The following is an 18,335-nucleotide window of genomic DNA, read 5'->3' as shown; positions in this document are numbered from 1 at the left end:
TCACTCCGTGGTTGTCGTTCAAAGTTTAGCGGCGAGCAAATCTTCCAGTTTTCGTTGATCGATGGCGAACAGGCGGATGCCCTCTGCCAGTTTTTCTACCGCCATTGGATCCTGATTATGCTCCCAACGGAAATCTGCCTCGCTGATGGGTTCCGGGCGACGGAAGCCCTGTGACAGCGGCACCAGTTTGCGAACCACCGGCTCTTCACTTTCCTGCAACTGTTGCAGCAGGTTAGGGGCGATAGTCAGGCGATCACAGCCTACTAGCGCAAGAATCTGTTCGGTGCGGCGGAAGCTCGCGCCCATCACGATGGTGCTGTAGTTGTGCTGCTTAAAGTAATCATAGATATTGCGCACCGATTTGACGCCCGGATCTTCTTCAACCACATATGGGTCCATCGGTTTGCGGGCCTGATACCAGTCGTAGATACGCCCGACAAACGGTGAGATAAGGAACACGCCAGCTTCCGCACAGGCTCGTGCCTGAGCAAAAGAGAACAGCAGCGTCAGGTTACAATCGATTCCCTCTTTTTGCAGTTCTTCGGCGGCACGAATACCTTCCCAGGTTGAAGCAAGCTTGATAAGAACTCGCGACTTATCAATGCCCAGCTCTTCATAAAGAGCGATCAAATGGCGGGCTTTCGCGATGCTTTTTTCTTTATCAAACGAGAGACGGGCATCCACTTCTGTTGAGACTCGTCCAGGAATGCTTTTCAGAATTTCCGCACCGAAATTAACCGCAAGTTTGTCACAGGCTTGAGCTACCTGGGCTTCTCGCGTGTCGCCGCGCTGTTTACCGTAAGCAATGGCATCATCAATGAGTGTTTGATAGTGCGCTAAACCTGCTGCCTTCAGTAATAGCGAGGGGTTGGTCGTCGCATCGATAGGCTGGTAATTGCGGATAGATTCAATGTCACCGCTGTCGGCAACAACGGTGGTAAATTTCTTGATACTATCTAACTGATTCATGACTATCTCCTTGAAATGCAAAGTCTAATTTGAGTGTTCCATGTCACTCGCGATGAAAATTCATCGTTGGCATAACTAAAAAGCATAGCAGATAGGCATGGCATTGTTGTTAATGCCAGGTAACATAATGGCTCTGATTTTCTAACATTTTTGCAAGACGTTGCTGATAGTATGGCGATGTTCAAAGTTTAGAACGCGCGCAAGCGTGATACTACGTGGCCCTAAAGCGATCTTAACGTGACCTTACGACCCTTGAGAGTGATAAAAAAGGAACGAAGAAATGGACGAACAACTAAGACAAAGTGCCCTCGATTTTCATGAATTCCCAGTCCCCGGTAAAATTCAGGTTTCGCCAACCAAACCGCTGGCGACCCAGCGTGACTTAGCATTGGCCTACTCTCCGGGCGTTGCGGCACCTTGTCTTGAGATTGAAAAAGACCCACTTGCTGCTTACAAATACACCGCGCGTGGCAACCTGGTCGGCGTGATTTCCAACGGCACCGCGGTGCTGGGGCTGGGTAATATTGGTGCACTGGCGGGCAAGCCGGTGATGGAAGGTAAGGGCGTTCTGTTTAAGAAATTTGCCGGTATTGACGTGTTTGATATCGAAGTCGATGAAATGGACCCGGACAAACTGATTGAGGTGATTGCTGCACTTGAGCCAACGTTTGGCGGCATTAACCTGGAAGACATCAAAGCGCCAGAGTGCTTCTACATCGAGAAAAAACTGCGCGAGCGCATGAACATTCCTGTGTTCCATGACGATCAGCATGGTACGGCCATCATCTGTACTGCTGCGGTGCTTAACGGCCTGCGTGTAGTTGAGAAGAATATCTCTGACGTGCGTTTAGTGGTTTCTGGCGCGGGTGCATCGGCTATCGCCTGTATGAACCTGCTGGTACAACTGGGCATCCAGAAACACAACATCGTTGTGTGCGATTCGAAAGGCGTTATCTACAAGGGCCGTGAAGAGAACATGGCTGAAACCAAAGCGGCTTACGCGGTGGAAGATAACGGTAAGCGCACGCTCGACGAAGTGATTGAAGGCGCGGATATTTTCCTCGGCTGTTCTGGCCCGAAAGCCATGAGCCAGGAGATGGTCAAGAAGATGGCGCGCGCGCCATTGATTCTTGCGCTGGCAAACCCTGAGCCGGAAATTCTGCCTCCGCTGGCAAAAGAAGTGCGCCCGGATGCAATTATCTGCACCGGTCGTTCTGACTTCCCTAACCAGGTTAACAACGTGCTGTGCTTCCCGTTCATCTTCCGCGGCGCGCTGGATGTTGGCGCAACGGCGATTAACGAAGAGATGAAACTGGCGGCGGTTCACGCGATTGCCGAACTGGCTCACGCCGAGCAGAGCGATGTAGTGGCTTCCGCCTATGGCGAAGAAGAGCTGACTTTCGGCCCTGATTACCTGATTCCAAAACCATTCGATCCGCGTCTTATCGTGCAAATCGCACCAGCAGTGGCAAAAGCGGCAATGGAAACCGGTGTGGCAACACGTCCGATTCAGGATTTCGACGCTTATCGCGAAAAACTGACCGAGTTCGTCTACAAAACGAACCTGTTTATGAAGCCAATCTTCTCCCAGGCCCGCAAAGATCCAAAACGTGTGGTGCTGACGGAAGGTGAAGAGGCGCGTGTGCTACATGCGACTCAGGAGCTGATTACACTTGGTTTGGCGAAACCGATTCTGATTGGTCGCCCGGCGGTTATCGAAATGCGCCTGAAGAAACTCGGCCTGCAAATGCAAGCCGGGCGCGATTTTGAGATCGTGAATAACGAATCCGATCCGCGTTTCAAAGAGTACTGGAGTGAGTACTACAACATCATGAAACGCCGCGGTATTACGCAAGAGCAGGCGCAGCGTGCTGTGATCAGCAACACCACGGTGATCGGCGCGATTATGGTGCATCGCGGTGAAGCGGACGCCATGATTTGCGGCACCATTGGCGAGTATCACGAGCACTTCTCGGTGGTAGAAAAACTGTTTGGTTACCGCGAAGGCGTGAAAGCGGCGGGGGCGATGAACGCGCTGCTGCTGCCAAGCGGCAACACCTTTATTGCTGATACTTACGTTAATGACGATCCGTCGCCGGAAGAGCTGACAGAAATAACCTTGTTAGCTGTGGAAACTGTGCGTCGCTTTGGTATCGAGCCAAAAGTCGCGTTGTTGTCGCATTCCAACTATGGTTCCTCCGATTCGAAAGCGGCATGCAAGATGCGTAAAACGCTGGAGATGGTACGCGAACGTGCACCAGAGCTGGAAATTGACGGTGAAATGCATGGTGATGCGGCGCTGGTGGAAAGCATTCGTAACGAGCGTATGCCTGACAGCCCACTGAAAGGTTCTGCAAATATCTTGATCATGCCAAACGTCGAAGCGGCACGCATTAGCTACAACTTGTTGCGTGTTTCCAGTTCCGAAGGGGTGACAGTCGGGCCAGTATTGATGGGCGTGGCAAAACCGGTGCATGTGTTAACACCGATTGCGTCTGTTCGTCGTATTGTGAATATGGTGGCGCTGGCAGTGGTTGAGGCGCAGACCGTTCCGCTGTGATTTAAACCCAATCCTTAATTGGTAAGAAATCACGATACAAGGCAGCCTCCGGGCTGCCTTCTTCTGGCTGATAGTTATATTCAAAGCGAACCAGTGGCGGCATCGACATTAAAATCGACTCTGTACGCCCGCCGGTCTGCAAACCAAACAGCGTTCCGCGATCCCACACCAGGTTAAATTCCACATAACGGCCACGGCGATAAAGCTGGAAGTCGCGCTCACGCTCGCCCCATGGCAGCGCTTTACGGCGTTCGACAATCGGCAGATATGCATCCAGGTAACCCTTACCCACAGCTTGCATAAAGCTGAAGGAATGGTCGAAATCTGGGGTGTTCAGATCGTCGAAGAACAGGCCGCCAATACCACGTTGCTCATTACGATGCTTAATAAAGAAGTAATCGTCACACCACTTTTTGTATCGTGGGAACACGTCATCGCCAAACGGCTGGCACAGCTCCTGCGCGGTTTTATGCCAGTGAACGGCATCTTCTTCAAAACCGTAAAACGGCGTTAGGTCAAAACCGCCGCCAAACCACCATACCGGGTCACAACCTGGCTTTTGTGCAATGAAAAAGCGCACGTTGGCATGGCTGGTGGGAATGTACGGGCTGAGCGGATGCACCACCAGAGAGACGCCCATTGCTTCAAAGCTGCGCCCGGCGAGTTCCGGGCGATGCGCTGTAGCAGACGCAGGCATCGCATCGCCATGTACATGGGAGAAGTTAACGCCCGCTTGCTCAAAGACATTCCCACCGCGTAACACCCGGCTGCGCCCGCCACCACCGCCTTCGCGTTGCCAGCTGTCTTCTTCAAACGCAGCACCATCAATATTGCTGAGCTGCTGGCAGATGGTGTCCTGCAATTGCAGCAGGAATTGTTTTACGGACTGAATATCTGGCAAGTTCATAGGGTTCAACGTTTCTTACTGTGGGCTTTTTGGTTATCAAACCAATTGAAGTAGCTAATGATGCCAGAGGCAATAGCATTAGCAATTTTCTGGCGAAACGCGGGAGTGCCCAGCAACTTCTCTTCACCAGGGTTGGTGATAAATGACGTTTCAACCAGTACGGAAGGAATCGACGGTGACTTCAACACCACAAACGCCGCTTGTTCCGTGTTACGGCTGTGCAGTTTGTGCACTGGCTTGATTTGCTTAAGAATGTGCGAGCCGAGCGTCAGGCTGTTTTTGATGGTGTCAGTTTGCACCAGGTCGAACAGTACCTGTTGTAGATACTGGTCTTTATGTTTGACCTTGCTGCCTGCGACATCATCGGCGGCGTTTTCTTTATCCGAAAGGTATTTCGCCATCGCACTACTTGCGCCGCGATTGGAAAGGGCAAACACCGACGCACCGGCAGCAGACGGGTTCGTAAAACCATCAGCATGAATCGACATAAAGAGATCGGCCCCGTGTTTGTGGGCGATTTCTACGCGATCATACAGCGGAATAAATTCATCGCTGGTACGTGTGAGTTTGGCCTCTATCCCATTGCTTTTAAGAATGTTTCGTACATTTTTAGCAATGGCCAGTACGACATGTTTCTCTTTAGAACCATTATGGCCAATCGCGCCGGTATCAATACCGCCGTGGCCTGGGTCGAGCATCACTACCCGACGGCCACCCGATTTTTTGCTCGGTTTGCTGTGGTTTGTGGTGGTTTTAAGAGGTTTAGTCTCCGGGCTGGCCAAAGCCTTATTTACGCCCGTTAACGTTAAAGCAGCCAACCCAGTAAGCAGTAACTGGCGGCGGGTAGTCAGATGCGTCAGTGATTTAATTTTGCTCATGCGGCTAATATTTTTATCTTTAAAATTGCAGATAGGCATTTATAGCGTATCGGCAAAGGGTAAACGACAAGCATTTTTGGGATTTTCATTACCAAAAATGAATGAGTGGCTAGTATGTCATTTTTTGCCTCGTTTTGCGGCAGATATTGGCTAAACAGAAACTTAACGCCATAATCACTGTTTTAGACTTTCAGGTGGCTAATACCATGGAAATACGTGTTTTTCGCCAGGATGATTTCGAAGAAGTCATTACGCTTTGGGAACGTTGCGACTTACTGCGTCCATGGAACGATCCTGAGATGGACATTGAACGCAAACTCAATCATGACGCGGATCTGTTCTTAGTGGCAGAAGTGGGCGGCGAAGTCGTAGGCTCGCTGATGGGTGGTTACGACGGCCATCGGGGTTCAGCTTATTACCTTGGCGTGCACCCGGAATATCGTGGTCGCGGCATTGCTAATGCGCTACTTAGCCGACTGGAAAAGAAGCTAATCGCACGCGGTTGCCCAAAAATTCAAATCATGGTGCGTGAAGAAAACGACCTTGTGATTGGCATGTACGAGCGGCTCGAGTATGAGCAGCAAGATGTGATGCTACTCGGCAAGCGATTGATTGAAGATCAGGAATATTAATGCCTGTGCTGTATCCACCTTCGGATTACGATACCCACGGTAATCTGAAAACACCTTTTTTGTTCTGGTGTACCCTTCTTTTACAGGCGCGAACCTGGTTTGTCCTGGTGCTGGCGGCAGCGTCCCGTCAACAGGGTGATGCTATCCTTGGCGTCTTTTATCCTGACCGCGACAATTTCTGGTTCGGGCTATTGCCTGGCGTTCCTGCGGCTCTGGCATTTATGATTAGCGGCCGCCGCCATTTATACCCTCGATTATGGGCCGCCTGGCGCTGGATATTGATTGCCGCACAGCTCATCGTTTTGGCCTGGCAACTCATATTGCTTTGGCAGGGCGAAGTGCTGACGGGCGTCACTTTAGCGCTGCTGGTTGCCGATATTTTTGCCCTCTGGTGGCTGTGTACCAGCCGGCGTTTACGGGATTACTTCACTATCAATCGTGAATAACCAGGCACTTTTGGGAAAGTTTGCACTCCAAAGCGCGTATCCATGCTTAATAAAGGAATTTCTGATGAAAAAACTGCGCCTGATGTTATTAGGGCTGCCGCTGGTGTTAGCAGGCTGTTCGACGTTGTCATCCGTCAATTGGTCTGCGGCAAATCCGTGGAACTGGTTTGGTTCGTCAATTGAAGTCAGCGAGAAGGGCGTGGGTGAGTTAAACGCCAGTACGCCGATGGATGAAAAGGCCGTCAGCAGCGCGTTGAATGATAACTACCGTTTACGCAGCGGCATGAAAACCGATAACGGCGAGATTGTTCGCTTCTATGAAGCGATGGATGACAAAACCGTGATGGTTGTCGTCAACGGCGAAAAAGGCACAGTAAGCCGCGTTGATGTTATGGATAGCGACATCGAAACTGATAGCGGCGTGAAGATTGGCACCGTCTTCAGCGACCTGTACGACAAAGCATTTGGCGCGTGTGTCAAAGGGACTGGAGATGATAGTGACGGTGTCGAGTGTAAGGCCAAAGACAGCCAGCACATCAGCTACATTTTTAGCGGTGAATGGCATGGCGGGCAGGAGTTGATGCCGTCTGACGATACGCTCAAAGCCTGGAAGATCAGTAAAATTATCTGGCGTCGATAAAAATTAGCCTGGCCTTGCGCCTTCTCAAGAAGGTGTTGCCGGAATTGGGTATCATAAGGGAATAAACGCCACGTAGAGTGGCGTGTGTTTTTTAGGAGGATTCATGTCTCGTGTTCAAACTGGCATTCTGCCAGAACATTGTCGCGCCGCCGTTTGGCTGGAAGCGAGTATTCAGGGCGATTTCGATGCTATTCGCCAGGGCTGCAAAACCTTTAATCAATCGCTAACTGAGTTGCAGGGTAAATTCCCGGACGCAAACTTAGGCGCGGTGGTGGCGTTTGGTCATGACTTATGGCGTGATTTAAGTGGTGGCGTGGGTGCGACCGAGTTGAAAAACTTTGCTCCATTGGGCAAGGGTCTTGCTCCTGCAACGCAGCATGATGTGATGATCCATATTCTTTCTCTGCGCCATGACGTAAATTTCTCTGTGGCACAGGCGGCACTGGCGGCATTTGGCGACGCGCTGAAAATTGAAGAAGAAATCCACGGTTTCCGCTGGGTTGAAGAACGCGATCTGAGCGGCTTTATTGATGGCACCGAAAACCCGCAGGGCGAAGAGACTCGCCGTGAAGTGGCGGTCATTAATGATGGCATCGATGCAGGTGGTAGCTACGTGTTCGTGCAGCGTTGGGAGCATAATCTCAAGCAGCTAAACCGCATGAGCGTGAACGAGCAGGAGATGATCATTGGCCGTACAAAAGAAGCCAATGAAGAGATTGACGGTGACGAGCGCCCGGACACATCTCACCTGACTCGTGTTGATTTGAAAGAAAACGGCAAAGGCCTGAAGATTGTGCGCCAGAGTCTGCCATACGGTACTGCCAGCGGCCCGCACGGCCTGTACTTCATCGCTTATTGCGCGCGTTTGCATAACATCGAGCAGCAACTGCTGAGCATGTTTGGCGAAACCGACGGAAAGCGTGATGGGATGCTGCGTTTTACTAAGCCGGTGACGGGTGGATATTATTTCGCGCCGTCCTTAGACAAGCTTCTAAACCTGTAAGGGCTACCTTACTCGCCATTCTGGCACCGGGCAGTGCTCAAAATCCCCACGTACTTCATGTACGCTCCGTTTTTTGCGCGCTGGCCGTCGTCAGACTGCCTTCGCCGCTAACGCCCTACCTTTCTGAGCTTATACCCCTTTCTTATTGCAAATCACCAAACGATATATAAAACCGTTACAGCTTTGACACTCGTTATAAATACACTGGTCACAATTAAGCAGACCGTAATACCCAAAATATTTCAAGATGCAGGAAGGCGGCAAACGAGCGACAAATTCGTCGGGAACGAATTTGACCAGCCGGAGGTGAGAGACAGGAGTCTCTCATTAATCCCGATGAGCTTACACAAGTAAGTGATTCGGGTGAACGAGAGCAGCCAACGCATCTGCAACTTGAAATATGATGGGTATATAACATTTATAAGGGTACCCAATGGCAATGACATCGGTTAAAAAAGTCTGGAGTGCTTTGGTTGTTTCTGCGTTGCTGGCAGGTTCAGCTCATGCCACGGAACTGCTGAACAGCTCTTATGATGTGTCTCGCGAGCTTTTTGCCGCGCTCAATCCTGCCTTCCAGAAGCAGTGGGCTGAGGAAAATAACGGCGACAAGCTGGTGATTAAACAATCTCATGCCGGGTCATCAAAACAGGCACTGGCGATTCTGCAGGGCTTAAAAGCAGACGTTGTAACTTATAACCAGGTTTCTGATGTGCAGATCCTGCATGACAAAGGCAACCTGATTCCAGCCGACTGGCAGACCCGTTTGCCAAACAACAGTTCGCCATTCTATTCCACCATGGCGTTCCTGGTGCGCAAGGGCAACCCTAAAAATATTCACGACTGGAGCGACCTGGTTCGCCCAGACGTAAAACTCATTTTTCCTAACCCAAAAACTTCCGGTAACGCCCGTTACACCTACTTAGGCGCATGGGGTGCGGCAAACAAAGCTGACGGTGGCGATAAAGCCAAAACCGAACAGTATATGACGCAGTTCCTGAAAAACGTCGAAGTGTTTGATACCGGTGGCCGTGGCGCAACCACGACATTTGTTGAGCGTAACCTGGGTGATGTGCTGATTAGCTTTGAGTCTGAAGTTAACAACATTAGCAAACAGTACGAGAAAGATGGTTACGAAGTGGTGGTGCCAAAGGTCAATATTTTGGCTGAATTCCCAGTCGCCTGGGTTGATAAAAACGTTAAAGCCAACGGCACTGAAAAAGCGGCGAAAGAGTACCTGAACTTCCTGTATAGCCCTGCGGCGCAAACCATCATTACTGACTATTACTACCGCGTGAATAACCCGGAAGTGATGGCGAAACTGAAAGATAAATTCCCGCAGACCGAACTGTTCCGCGTCGAAGACGAATTTGGCGGCTGGCCAGAAGCGATGAAAACCCACTTTGCCAGTGGCGGTGAGTTCGACAAGTTGCTCGGCAAGGGGCGTGAGTAATGTTTGCTGTTGCTTCTAAACGGGTGCTGCCGGGCTTTACCTTAAGCCTCGGCACCAGTTTGCTGTTTGTTTGCCTGATTTTGCTGCTGCCTTTAAGCGCGCTGGTAATGCAGCTTTCCGAGATGACGCTGGCTCAGTATTGGGAAGTGATCACCAACCCGCAGGTAGTGGCGGCATATAAAGTCACACTGCTGTCGGCGGGGGTTGCCTCAATCTTTAACGGCGCGTTTGGCATGTTGATGGCGTGGATTTTAACGCGTTATCAATTTCCCGGCCGCAGCCTGCTCGATGCTTTGATGGACTTGCCGTTTGCACTGCCAACCGCCGTTGCAGGTTTAACGCTGGCGGGGCTGTTTTCCGTTAACGGTTGGTACGGCGAGTGGTTGGCACAGTTTGGCATCAAAGTGACTTACACCTGGCTGGGTATTGCCGTGGCAATGGCATTTACCAGCATTCCGTTTGTGGTGCGTACCATCCAACCCGTGCTTGAAGAGCTCGGGCCAGAATACGAAGAGGCCGCAGAAACCCTGGGCGCAACGCGCTGGCAGAGTTTCCGCCGTGTGATTTTACCGGAGCTTTCACCGGCATTAATGGCGGGCGTGGCGCTCTCTTTCACCCGCAGCCTGGGTGAATTTGGCGCGGTCATATTTATCGCCGGGAACATCGCCTGGAAGACCGAAGTCACCTCACTGATGATTTTTGTGCGTTTGCAGGAGTTTGATTACCCGGCAGCCAGCGCGATTGCCTCGGTGATCCTTGCCGCTTCACTGCTGCTGCTGTTTACCATTAACACGTTGCAAAGTCGCTTTGGTCGGCGCGTGGTAGGTCACTGATGACGGACGTAACTGAATTGAAAAGCTATCGCCGCACGGGATTTAACTGGGGCAAATGGACACTGATTGGCCTCGGCGTGCTGATTTCATTTTTGCTGCTGGTGGTACCGGTGGCCTCTATTTTCGCTCAGGCTTTCTCGAAAGGGCTGATGCCTGCGCTACAGAATATTGTCGACCCGGATATGCTGCACGCAATCTGGCTCACCGTAATGATTGCGCTGATTACCGTGCCGGTGAACCTGGTGTTCGGTATTTTGCTGGCGTGGCTGGTAACGCGTTTTGATTTCCCTGGACGCCAGCTGTTGCTGACGCTGCTGGATATCCCGTTTGCGGTTTCGCCAGTGGTCGCCGGTTTGGTTTACCTGCTGTTTTACGGCTCCAACGGCCCGCTGGCGGGCTTTATGGATGCGCATAATATTCAGATTATGTTTGCCTGGCCGGGCATGGTTTTGGTGACGATTTTCGTGACGTGCCCGTTTGTGGTGCGCGAACTGGTGCCGGTGATGTTGAGCCAGGGCAGCCAGGAAGATGAAGCGGCTATTTTACTCGGCGCATCCGGTTGGCAGATGTTCCGCCGCGTCACATTACCTAATATCCGCTGGGCTCTGCTGTACGGCGTGGTGTTAACCAACGCCCGTGCGATTGGGGAGTTTGGTGCGGTATCGGTGGTTTCCGGTTCTATTCGCGGTGAGACATTCTCGCTGCCGTTACAGATTGAATTATTGCAGCAGGACTACAACACCGTCGGTTCGTTTACCGCAGCGGCGTTATTGACCCTGATGGCAATCGTTACGTTGTTCTTAAAGAGTGCGGTGCAGTGGCGTTTGAATAGCCAGGAAAAACGCCTGCAACAGGAGGGGAATCATGAGCATTGATATTACCAATATTAAGAAATCTTTTGGTCGCACCCAGGTGCTGAATGATATCTCTCTGGATATCCCTTCTGGTCAAATGGTGGCGCTGTTAGGCCCATCGGGTTCGGGAAAAACCACGTTGCTGCGTATTATTGCTGGGCTTGAGCACCAGAACAGCGGGCGCATTAGTTTCCATGGCACCGATGTCAGCCGCATTCACGCGCGTGAACGTAAAGTGGGCTTCGTGTTCCAGCATTACGCGCTGTTCCGCCATATGACGGTGTTCGACAATATCGCCTTCGGCCTGACGGTTTTACCGCGCCGTGAGCGTCCATCGTCTGCGGCTATTAAACAGAAAGTGACTCGTTTGCTGGAGATGGTGCAGTTATCACATCTGGCAGATCGTTTCCCGGCACAGCTTTCTGGTGGGCAGAAGCAACGTGTCGCTCTGGCACGTGCGCTGGCGGTTGAGCCGCAAATCCTGCTGCTTGATGAGCCATTCGGTGCGCTGGATGCACAGGTGCGTAAAGAACTGCGCCGCTGGTTGCGCCAGTTGCATGAAGAGCTGAAATTCACCAGCGTATTCGTGACCCACGATCAGGAAGAAGCGATGGAAGTTGCGGATAGGGTTGTCGTAATGAGCCAGGGGAATATCGAGCAGGTTGATACGCCAGAAGCGGTATGGCGCGAACCCGCGACTCGCTTTGTGCTGGAGTTCCTCGGCGAAGTGAACCGTATGAAAGGCACTATTCGCGGCAGCCAGTTCCATGTAGGCGCACACCGCTGGCCGCTGGGCTTCACTCCTGCATATCAGGGGGCTGTTGATTTATTTTTACGCCCATGGGAGGTAGATGTCAGTCGCCGTACGAATCTCGACTCTCCACTTCCGGTACAGGTGCTGGAAATCAGCCCACGCGGACATTATATGCAGTTGGTTGTGCAGCCGATCGGCTGGTATGACGAACCATTAACGGTTGTTCTACGTGAAAATCATGTCCCGGTACGTGGCGAACGTCTGTTCGTTGGTCTGCAACATGCGCGTTTGTATGAAGGCAACAACCGAATTCAGGGTGTAGACCTGGCTCAATCAGCCTGATAAGTTTACTGAACAACACGACACGCAAAGGCGGCCCACGTGGCCGCTTTTCTTATTTTTTGGACAGGCAAGTGAACACCTTAGAAAGCACGATTGGTAATACGCCTCTGGTTAAATTACAACGCACCGGCCTTGATAACGGCAGCGAAATTTGGGTGAAGCTTGAGGGGAATAATCCGGCAGGCTCGGTTAAAGATCGCGCGGCACTTTCTATGATTGTGCGCGCAGAAGCTCGCGGTGAAATCTCCCCAGGAGATACGCTCATTGAAGCGACTAGTGGCAATACCGGGATTGCACTGGCGATGATTGCAGCGCTTAAAGGCTATCGAATGAAGCTGTTAATGCCTGACAACATGAGTATGGAACGTAAAGCGGCGATGCAGGCTTATGGCGCTGAGTTAATCCTTGTGACCAAAGAACAGGGCATGGAAGGCGCACGCGAAATGGCCCGTTTGATGGATGAACGCGGTGAGGGGAAGGTTCTCGACCAGTTCAATAATCCGGATAACCCCTACGCGCACTACAGCACGACCGGGCCGGAGATCTGGAACCAGACGCAAGGGCGAATCACGCACTTCGTCTCAAGTATGGGAACTACCGGTACTGTAACCGGCGTCAGCCAATTCATGCGTGAGCAAGAAAAAGCAGTCAAAATTGTTGGGTTGCAGCCAGAAGATGGTAGCAGTATTCCAGGGATTCGCCGTTGGCCGGAAGAGTGGCTACCGAAGATTTTCAATCCTGCTTTAGTTGATGAAGTGATTGATATGTCTCAAGTAGACGCAGAGAGAACCATGCGCAAACTTGCGCGCGAAGAAGGCATTTTCTGTGGTGTGAGTTCGGGCGGTGCGGTTGCAGGCGCATTACGTGTTGCACAGGCAAATCCGGGCGCTGTTGTCGTAGCAATTATCTGCGACCGTGGCGATCGATATTTATCGACGGGCGTGTTTGGCGAAGAGAGTTATTCGCAAGGCTCTGGAATCTGATCCTGGAGTTTGCCAAAAAAAACGGCACCTCAGAGGGTGCCGTTTTCCATTGTGCGGATAGCTTACTTCTTGATGCGGATTACCGGGGTTTCGCCCACAGTCACGCTACCAGTCAGTTTGATCAGCTCTTTGATTTCGTCCATGTTGGAGATAACAACCGGAGTCAGGGTAGACTTCGCTTTCTCTTCCAGCAGGGCCAAATCGAACTCGATAACTACGTCGCCTTTCTTAACACGCTGACCTTCTTCTGCGATGCGTTTGAAGCCTTCGCCTTTCAGTTCAACAGTGTCGATACCGAAGTGGACGAACAACTCAATGCCGCTATCGGATTCGATAGAGAAAGCATGGTTAGTTTCGAAGATTTTACCGATGGTGCCGTCAACCGGAGCAACCATTTTGTTGCCAGTCGGTTTAATTGCAATGCCATCACCAACAATCTTCTCGGCGAAAACCACATCTGGAACATCTTCAATGTTAACGATTTCGCCAGAAAGTGGGGCAACAATCTCAATGGTTCCGGTGTCTTTTTTATCATCAGAAACCAGAGATTTCAGTTTATCAAACAAACCCATGATCTTCTCCTAAGCAGTAAATTGGGCCGCATCCGGTGGATTAGCAGATTGTTTTTTCTTCAATGAACTTGTTAACCAGCATCATTAACTCGTCCGTTGTCGGTTGAGCAAGTGCTTGCTCTGCTAACACCTTCGCATCTTCGAAGTTCGTGTTACGAATAATCTTCTTAATGCGCGGGATAGAAATGGAGCTCATACTAAATTCGTCCAGACCCATTCCCAGCAACAGAAGTGTAGCACGTTCGTCGCCTGCAAGCTCACCACACATACCGGTCCATTTACCTTCTGCATGAGAAGCATCAATAACTTGCTTAATCAGAGTTAGTACAGACGGTGACATTGGCTGGTAAAGATGTGAAATCATATCATTACCACGGTCAACTGCCAGCGTGTACTGCGTCAGATCATTGGTACCGATACTGAAGAAGTCGACTTCTTTAGCCAAATGGCGAGCAATCGTGGCCGCAGCCGGAGTCTCAACCATCACGCCAACTTCGATAGTTTCGTCAAACGCTTTGCCTTCTTCACGCAGCTGCGCCTTCATGATTTCGATCTCAGCTTTCAGTGCACGCACTTCTTCAACAGAGATGATCATTGGGAACATGATACGTAATTTACCGAATACAGAAGCACGCAGGATAGCGCGAACCTGAGCGTACAGGATCTCTTTACGATCCATAGCGATACGCACTGCACGCCAGCCCAGGAACGGGTTCTCTTCTTTCGGGAAGTTCATGTACGGCAGCTCTTTGTCGCCACCGATATCCATGGTACGTACGATAACTGCTTGTGAGCCACAGGCTTCAGCAACAGCTTTGTACGCCGCGAACTGCTCATCTTCAGTTGGCAGTGAATCGCGGTCCATGAACAGGAATTCTGTACGATACAGACCTACACCTTCTGCACCATTACGCTCAGCACCGTCGACATCACGAACAGTACCGATGTTTGCGCATACTTCTACCTGATGACCATCGAGAGTGATTGCTGGCAGATCTTTCAGTTTCGCCAGTTCAGCTTTCTCAGAAGCTTCTTGCTGCTGTACAGCACGCAGAGCTTCGATCTCTTCGTTGGTTGGGTTAACGTAAACTTTATTGTTAACAGCATCGAGGATCAGGTAATCGCCGTTCTTCACCTGGCTGGTCACGCTACCGGTACCAACAATCGCAGGCAGTTCAAGAGAACGCGCCATGATGGAGGTGTGGGAGGTACGGCCACCGATATCGGTGATGAAACCCAGAACCTTTTGCAGGTTAAGCTGTGCGGTTTCTGACGGAGTCAAATCTTTAGCGACAAGGATAACTTCATCCTGGATGGCGCTAAGGTCAATAATTGCCAGACCAAGGATATTGCGCAGCAGACGCTTACCGATATCACGTACGTCAGCCGCACGTTCTTTCAGGTATTCATCGTCTAATTCTTCCAGCGCGATTGCCTGGCCTTCGATAATTTCGTGAGCAGCTGCATCAGCAGTCACTAACTTATCGGTGATAAGGGCTATGATTTCCTGCTCAAGCTCTTCGTCTTCCAGCAACATAATGTGGCCTTCGAAGATAGCTTCCTTTTCTTCACCGAAGGTCTCGCCAGCTTTAATTTTGATCGCTTCTAACTGTGCTGACGCTTTAGCGCGCCCGCTTAAGAAACGTTCAACTTCCTGCGCAACTTTGTCGGCAGAAATTTTCTTCCGGTCGATGACAATTTCATCTTCCTTCAGCAAAAGTGCCTTGCCGAAAGCGATACCCGGGGATGCTAAAATGCCTGAAATCATAACCCTACCTTACTTGTGACTGATATTTACGAAGAACCCAGAACTTACTCGAGTTCAGCCATCAGTTTTACCAGATGCTCAACTGCTTTCTGATCATCTTCGCCTTCAGCGGAGATGGTCACAACAGTACCTTGGGTCAGACCCAGAGTTTGCAGTTTGAACAGGCTTTTTGCGCTAGCGCTTTTGCCGTTGGAGGTCACAGTGATCTCAGAAGTGAAGCCTTTAGCTTCTTTTACAAACTGAGCAGCAGGGCGGGTATGCAGACCGTTTGGAGCGGTAATGGTAACTTCTTGCTGGAACATTGTATTTCCCCAACTTATAGGTTTAGTGTTGTGGAACTAAAGTCTAGCCTGGTGGCAAAACTTTAGCCTGTATAGTTAGCGCCGTGTTAATTGTAACTCTACGCGACACAGGATGCTTTCTGAAACCACGAAATGTGCTTTGGTATCGACCATGCGCTTCGCGGCTCGCTCGTCATTAATCATTATGCCGTGAAATGTGATTTTGCACCAAATCGTTAAATCGATTCAGCAGATGCACATCACATTTTTCGATTAATTTCGCGCATCAAAATAATTTGCTGGATAGATACCAGACCTTGCGAAGTGACGCAATGGCAGGGTGGCCAAAAGTTTGACGTATGCCACAAAAAAGCACCCATTCGGGTGCTTTTTTACACTGATTTACCTGCCTGGCATCACTGTTGGAGTTCTTTTTCAGTGAAAAGATCGGCAAATAGGGCAGTACTCAGGTAACGCTCACCGGAGGAAGGCAGTATAACCACAATGTTTTTATTGGTAAATGCTTCATCTTCCTGAAGTTTTAACGCTGCAGCTACCGCTGCACCCGACGAAATTCCTGCCAGAATACCTTCTTCTTCCATCAAACGACGTGCAGTAGAAATAGCTTCGTCGTTAGTGATTGCGATGACTCTGTCGATAAGTTTCAGATCGAGGTTTCCAGGGATAAAACCAGCACCGATACCTTGAATTTTATGCGGACCAGGTTTGAGTTCTTCGCCCGCCAATGCCTGAGCAATAACCGGGGAGTCAGTTGGCTCAACGGCCACACTGATAAGGTCCGTTTTGCCCTTGGTGTTTTTAATATAGCGGCTCACACCAGTCAACGTACCACCGGTGCCAACACCAGCGATGAACACGTCCACTTCACCATCTGTATCTTCCCAGATTTCTGGGCCAGTAGTTTTTTCATGGATTTCAGGGTTTGCTGGATTGCTAAACTGTTGCAGTAACAGGAATTTCTCAGGATTACTGGCAACAATTTCTTCTGCTTTCTGAATCGCGCCTTTCATGCCTTTCGCGCCTTCAGTCAATACCAGGTTAGCCCCCAGGGCTTTGAGCAGCTTACGGCGTTCAATACTCATGGTTTCAGGCATGGTCAGCGTCAGCTTATAACCACGTGCTGCGGCGACATATGCCAGTGCAATGCCGGTGTTACCACTGGTTGGCTCAACTAACTCTATACCGGGCTTCAGCACACCGCGTTTTTCGGCATCCCAAATCATATTGGCCCCGATACGGCATTTTACGCTAAAGCTCGGGTTACGGGACTCTACCTTGGCCAGGATGCGTCCATTACCGATGCGGTTCAGTCGAACCAGCGGCGTATGACCGATAGTCAGAGAGTTGTCTTCATAGATCTTGCTCATAACCCGTCCTTAACTGTATGAAATTTGGGAAACCTCTCCAGCATACCTGCTTAGAAGTTATGCGGAAGTAAAGAAATCGCATATCTATATGTAGAAGGGAAATAAGCAGAAGCCAGAAGGAATAAGGAGCGGCATAAGCCGCTCCTGCAAATTTACTTCCACATAGCGTGTTTAGGGCGATAGCAGTCAACCCACATGGCGGTAGCACCACATACAGCGACTGGCATGATAACCAGATTCAGGAATGGGATAAGCGTAAACAGACTGACTAGTGAGCCAAACTGCATGTTAATGATTTTCTTCTCACGCAGTGAGATGCGCATTTCTTTAAATGGCACTTTATGGTTATCAAATGGGTAATCGCAATACTGGATAGCCAGCATCCAGGCGCTAAATAAGAACCATAAAACTGGCGCGACGGTTTGGCCAATACCAGGGATAAAGTAGAGAACCAGCAATACAAGCGCTCGCGGTAGATACCAGGAGAGCTTTTGCCATTCACGTTTCATAATACGTGGAACATCTTTCATGATACCTAACACGCCGGTATCCGGTGGTGTTGCGCCAGTCAGACGAGCTTCGAGCTGTTCTGCCAGTAAGCCGTTAAAGGGGGCAGCAATCCAGTTGGCTATGGTTGAGAAGAAGTAGCCAAATACCAGCAAGATAGACACGACTGCCAGTGGCCAAATGAGATAGCTCAACCACTGTAACCAATCTGGAACGTAAGAAAGAAGTGTGGGAACCCAAACATCCAGGCGAGTAAACAACCACCAAAATGCTCCACCCATCAATAAAATATTGACCAACAATGGCAAGAGCACGAAGCGCCTGATTCCAGGCTGATGTACCAGCTTCCAGCCTTGCGAAAAGTAATAAACGCCACTACGTGGCCCGGCTCCTGAAGTTGAAACCATATCTGAACGAACTCCTTTTTGGTCATTACAATGACGTGCAGAGCTATCATAACTGAGTGCCAGGAGAAAAACTTATTAAGAAATGGTCGAAAAAACAGCGAAAAATCGATTTTGGTACATCTTTATGCTGAGAAAACAGTGTGCGGACTTGCACTTGAGCA

Annotated in this window: 18 protein-coding genes; 10 read left to right on the top strand and 8 right to left on the bottom strand. The window is 50.3% G+C overall.

All coding sequences use genetic code 11. The annotated features are described in order from the left end of the window. Positions 1 to 18: 18 nt before the first annotated feature. Entirely contained in the window at positions 19 to 969 is a 951-nt protein-coding gene (tal, locus tag LVQ76_RS17860; RefSeq protein ID WP_064512936.1) for a transaldolase, read from the bottom strand. A gap of 280 nt (positions 970 to 1,249) precedes the next feature. Between tal and maeB the strand changes: the two genes are divergently transcribed. Further along, a complete protein-coding gene (maeB, locus tag LVQ76_RS17855) occupies positions 1,250 to 3,529 on the top strand; it encodes an NADP-dependent oxaloacetate-decarboxylating malate dehydrogenase (protein WP_232922175.1) in 2,280 nt (759 codons plus the stop codon). 1 nt (position 3,530) lies between these two features. On the opposite strand, the gene hemF is transcribed toward maeB, so the two are convergent. Beyond that, a complete protein-coding gene (hemF, locus tag LVQ76_RS17850; protein ID WP_232922174.1) occupies positions 3,531 to 4,436 on the bottom strand; it encodes an oxygen-dependent coproporphyrinogen oxidase in 906 nt (301 codons plus the stop codon). Between the two features lie 5 nt (positions 4,437 to 4,441). Further along, the gene (gene amiA, locus LVQ76_RS17845; protein ID WP_232866691.1) at positions 4,442 to 5,314 is read right to left on the bottom strand and encodes an N-acetylmuramoyl-L-alanine amidase AmiA; all 873 of its coding nucleotides are present in this window, start codon (positions 5,312 to 5,314) and stop codon (positions 4,442 to 4,444) included. 206 nt (positions 5,315 to 5,520) lie between these two features. Between amiA and LVQ76_RS17840 the strand changes: the two genes are divergently transcribed. The 9 genes from LVQ76_RS17840 to cysM all read left to right on the top strand — a co-directional run bounded on the left by LVQ76_RS17840 (position 5,521) and on the right by cysM (position 13,251). Further along, entirely contained in the window at positions 5,521 to 5,946 is a 426-nt protein-coding gene (locus tag LVQ76_RS17840; RefSeq protein ID WP_034459050.1) for a GNAT family acetyltransferase, read from the top strand. Beyond that, positions 5,946 to 6,392 carry a DUF2919 domain-containing protein gene (locus LVQ76_RS17835; protein ID WP_232904989.1) on the top strand — a complete coding sequence of 149 codons (447 nt, stop codon included), beginning with the start codon at positions 5,946 to 5,948 and terminating at the stop codon, positions 6,390 to 6,392. Before LVQ76_RS17840 ends, LVQ76_RS17835 begins: the two co-directional genes overlap by 1 nt. A 64-nt stretch (positions 6,393 to 6,456) precedes the next feature. Next, positions 6,457 to 7,032, top strand: a complete 576-nt coding sequence (locus tag LVQ76_RS17830; protein ID WP_232904988.1) for an RpoE-regulated lipoprotein — start codon at positions 6,457 to 6,459, stop codon at positions 7,030 to 7,032. A 103-nt stretch (positions 7,033 to 7,135) separates the two neighbouring features. Beyond that, entirely contained in the window at positions 7,136 to 8,035 is a 900-nt protein-coding gene (locus tag LVQ76_RS17825; protein ID WP_232866683.1) for a Dyp-type peroxidase, read from the top strand. Positions 8,036 to 8,468: 433 nt separating this feature from the next. Further along, the gene (locus tag LVQ76_RS17820; RefSeq protein ID WP_232866681.1) at positions 8,469 to 9,485 is read left to right on the top strand and encodes a sulfate ABC transporter substrate-binding protein; all 1,017 of its coding nucleotides are present in this window, start codon (positions 8,469 to 8,471) and stop codon (positions 9,483 to 9,485) included. Beyond that, a complete protein-coding gene (gene cysT, locus LVQ76_RS17815) occupies positions 9,485 to 10,318 on the top strand; it encodes a sulfate/thiosulfate ABC transporter permease CysT (RefSeq protein ID WP_034497495.1) in 834 nt (277 codons plus the stop codon). Before LVQ76_RS17820 ends, cysT begins: the two co-directional genes overlap by 1 nt. After that, positions 10,318 to 11,193: a sulfate/thiosulfate ABC transporter permease CysW gene (gene cysW / locus LVQ76_RS17810; protein ID WP_064555028.1), complete on the top strand. Its 876-nt coding sequence runs from the start codon at positions 10,318 to 10,320 to the stop codon at positions 11,191 to 11,193. Before cysT ends, cysW begins: the two co-directional genes overlap by 1 nt. Then, positions 11,183 to 12,268, top strand: a complete 1,086-nt coding sequence (cysA, locus tag LVQ76_RS17805) for a sulfate/thiosulfate ABC transporter ATP-binding protein CysA (protein WP_151995204.1) — start codon at positions 11,183 to 11,185, stop codon at positions 12,266 to 12,268. The genes cysW and cysA overlap by 11 nt, the downstream gene beginning before the upstream one ends. Positions 12,269 to 12,339: 71 nt before the next feature. Next, a complete protein-coding gene (gene cysM, locus LVQ76_RS17800; RefSeq protein ID WP_232922173.1) occupies positions 12,340 to 13,251 on the top strand; it encodes a cysteine synthase CysM in 912 nt (303 codons plus the stop codon). 62 nt (positions 13,252 to 13,313) lie between these two features. On the opposite strand, the gene crr is transcribed toward cysM, so the two are convergent. The 5 genes from crr to cysZ all read right to left on the bottom strand — a co-directional run bounded on the left by crr (position 13,314) and on the right by cysZ (position 18,174). Then, positions 13,314 to 13,823, bottom strand: coding sequence for a PTS glucose transporter subunit IIA (crr, locus tag LVQ76_RS17795; protein ID WP_034459029.1), 510 nt, complete (start codon positions 13,821 to 13,823; stop codon positions 13,314 to 13,316). Between the two features lie 40 nt (positions 13,824 to 13,863). Next, positions 13,864 to 15,591: a phosphoenolpyruvate-protein phosphotransferase PtsI gene (gene ptsI, locus LVQ76_RS17790; RefSeq protein ID WP_151995202.1), complete on the bottom strand. Its 1,728-nt coding sequence runs from the start codon at positions 15,589 to 15,591 to the stop codon at positions 13,864 to 13,866. A 44-nt stretch (positions 15,592 to 15,635) separates the two neighbouring features. Beyond that, complete coding sequence (ptsH, locus tag LVQ76_RS17785) at positions 15,636 to 15,893, bottom strand: phosphocarrier protein Hpr (protein WP_034459025.1); 258 nt, start codon at positions 15,891 to 15,893, stop codon at positions 15,636 to 15,638. A 395-nt stretch (positions 15,894 to 16,288) separates the two neighbouring features. Continuing rightward, positions 16,289 to 17,260: a cysteine synthase A gene (gene cysK / locus LVQ76_RS17780; RefSeq protein ID WP_064560169.1), complete on the bottom strand. Its 972-nt coding sequence runs from the start codon at positions 17,258 to 17,260 to the stop codon at positions 16,289 to 16,291. 152 nt (positions 17,261 to 17,412) lie between these two features. After that, on the bottom strand, positions 17,413 to 18,174 hold the full coding sequence (gene cysZ, locus LVQ76_RS17775; RefSeq protein ID WP_232865901.1) for a sulfate transporter CysZ: 762 nt from the start codon (positions 18,172 to 18,174) through the stop codon (positions 17,413 to 17,415). Positions 18,175 to 18,335 lie beyond the last annotated feature (161 nt).

Source organism: Buttiauxella cochleicola (assembly GCF_021283185.1).
Classification (GTDB): domain Bacteria; phylum Pseudomonadota; class Gammaproteobacteria; order Enterobacterales; family Enterobacteriaceae; genus Buttiauxella; species Buttiauxella massiliensis.
Note: the sequence above shows the minus strand (reverse complement) of the source record. Positions and strands in the feature narration are given on the sequence as shown.

Coding starts and splice junctions, on each gene's coding strand:
- tal (WP_064512936.1), bottom strand. CDS start 969: ATGAATCAGTTAGATAGTATCAAGAAATTTACCACCGTTGTTGCCGAC.
- maeB (WP_232922175.1), top strand. CDS start 1,250: ATGGACGAACAACTAAGACAAAGTGCCCTCGATTTTCATGAATTCCCA.
- hemF (WP_232922174.1), bottom strand. CDS start 4,436: ATGAACTTGCCAGATATTCAGTCCGTAAAACAATTCCTGCTGCAATTG.
- amiA (WP_232866691.1), bottom strand. CDS start 5,314: ATGAGCAAAATTAAATCACTGACGCATCTGACTACCCGCCGCCAGTTA.
- LVQ76_RS17840 (WP_034459050.1), top strand. CDS start 5,521: ATGGAAATACGTGTTTTTCGCCAGGATGATTTCGAAGAAGTCATTACG.
- LVQ76_RS17835 (WP_232904989.1), top strand. CDS start 5,946: ATGCCTGTGCTGTATCCACCTTCGGATTACGATACCCACGGTAATCTG.
- LVQ76_RS17830 (WP_232904988.1), top strand. CDS start 6,457: ATGAAAAAACTGCGCCTGATGTTATTAGGGCTGCCGCTGGTGTTAGCA.
- LVQ76_RS17825 (WP_232866683.1), top strand. CDS start 7,136: ATGTCTCGTGTTCAAACTGGCATTCTGCCAGAACATTGTCGCGCCGCC.
- LVQ76_RS17820 (WP_232866681.1), top strand. CDS start 8,469: ATGGCAATGACATCGGTTAAAAAAGTCTGGAGTGCTTTGGTTGTTTCT.
- cysT (WP_034497495.1), top strand. CDS start 9,485: ATGTTTGCTGTTGCTTCTAAACGGGTGCTGCCGGGCTTTACCTTAAGC.
- cysW (WP_064555028.1), top strand. CDS start 10,318: ATGACGGACGTAACTGAATTGAAAAGCTATCGCCGCACGGGATTTAAC.
- cysA (WP_151995204.1), top strand. CDS start 11,183: ATGAGCATTGATATTACCAATATTAAGAAATCTTTTGGTCGCACCCAG.
- crr (WP_034459029.1), bottom strand. CDS start 13,823: ATGGGTTTGTTTGATAAACTGAAATCTCTGGTTTCTGATGATAAAAAA.
- ptsI (WP_151995202.1), bottom strand. CDS start 15,591: ATGATTTCAGGCATTTTAGCATCCCCGGGTATCGCTTTCGGCAAGGCA.
- ptsH (WP_034459025.1), bottom strand. CDS start 15,893: ATGTTCCAGCAAGAAGTTACCATTACCGCTCCAAACGGTCTGCATACC.
- cysK (WP_064560169.1), bottom strand. CDS start 17,260: ATGAGCAAGATCTATGAAGACAACTCTCTGACTATCGGTCATACGCCG.
- cysZ (WP_232865901.1), bottom strand. CDS start 18,174: ATGGTTTCAACTTCAGGAGCCGGGCCACGTAGTGGCGTTTATTACTTT.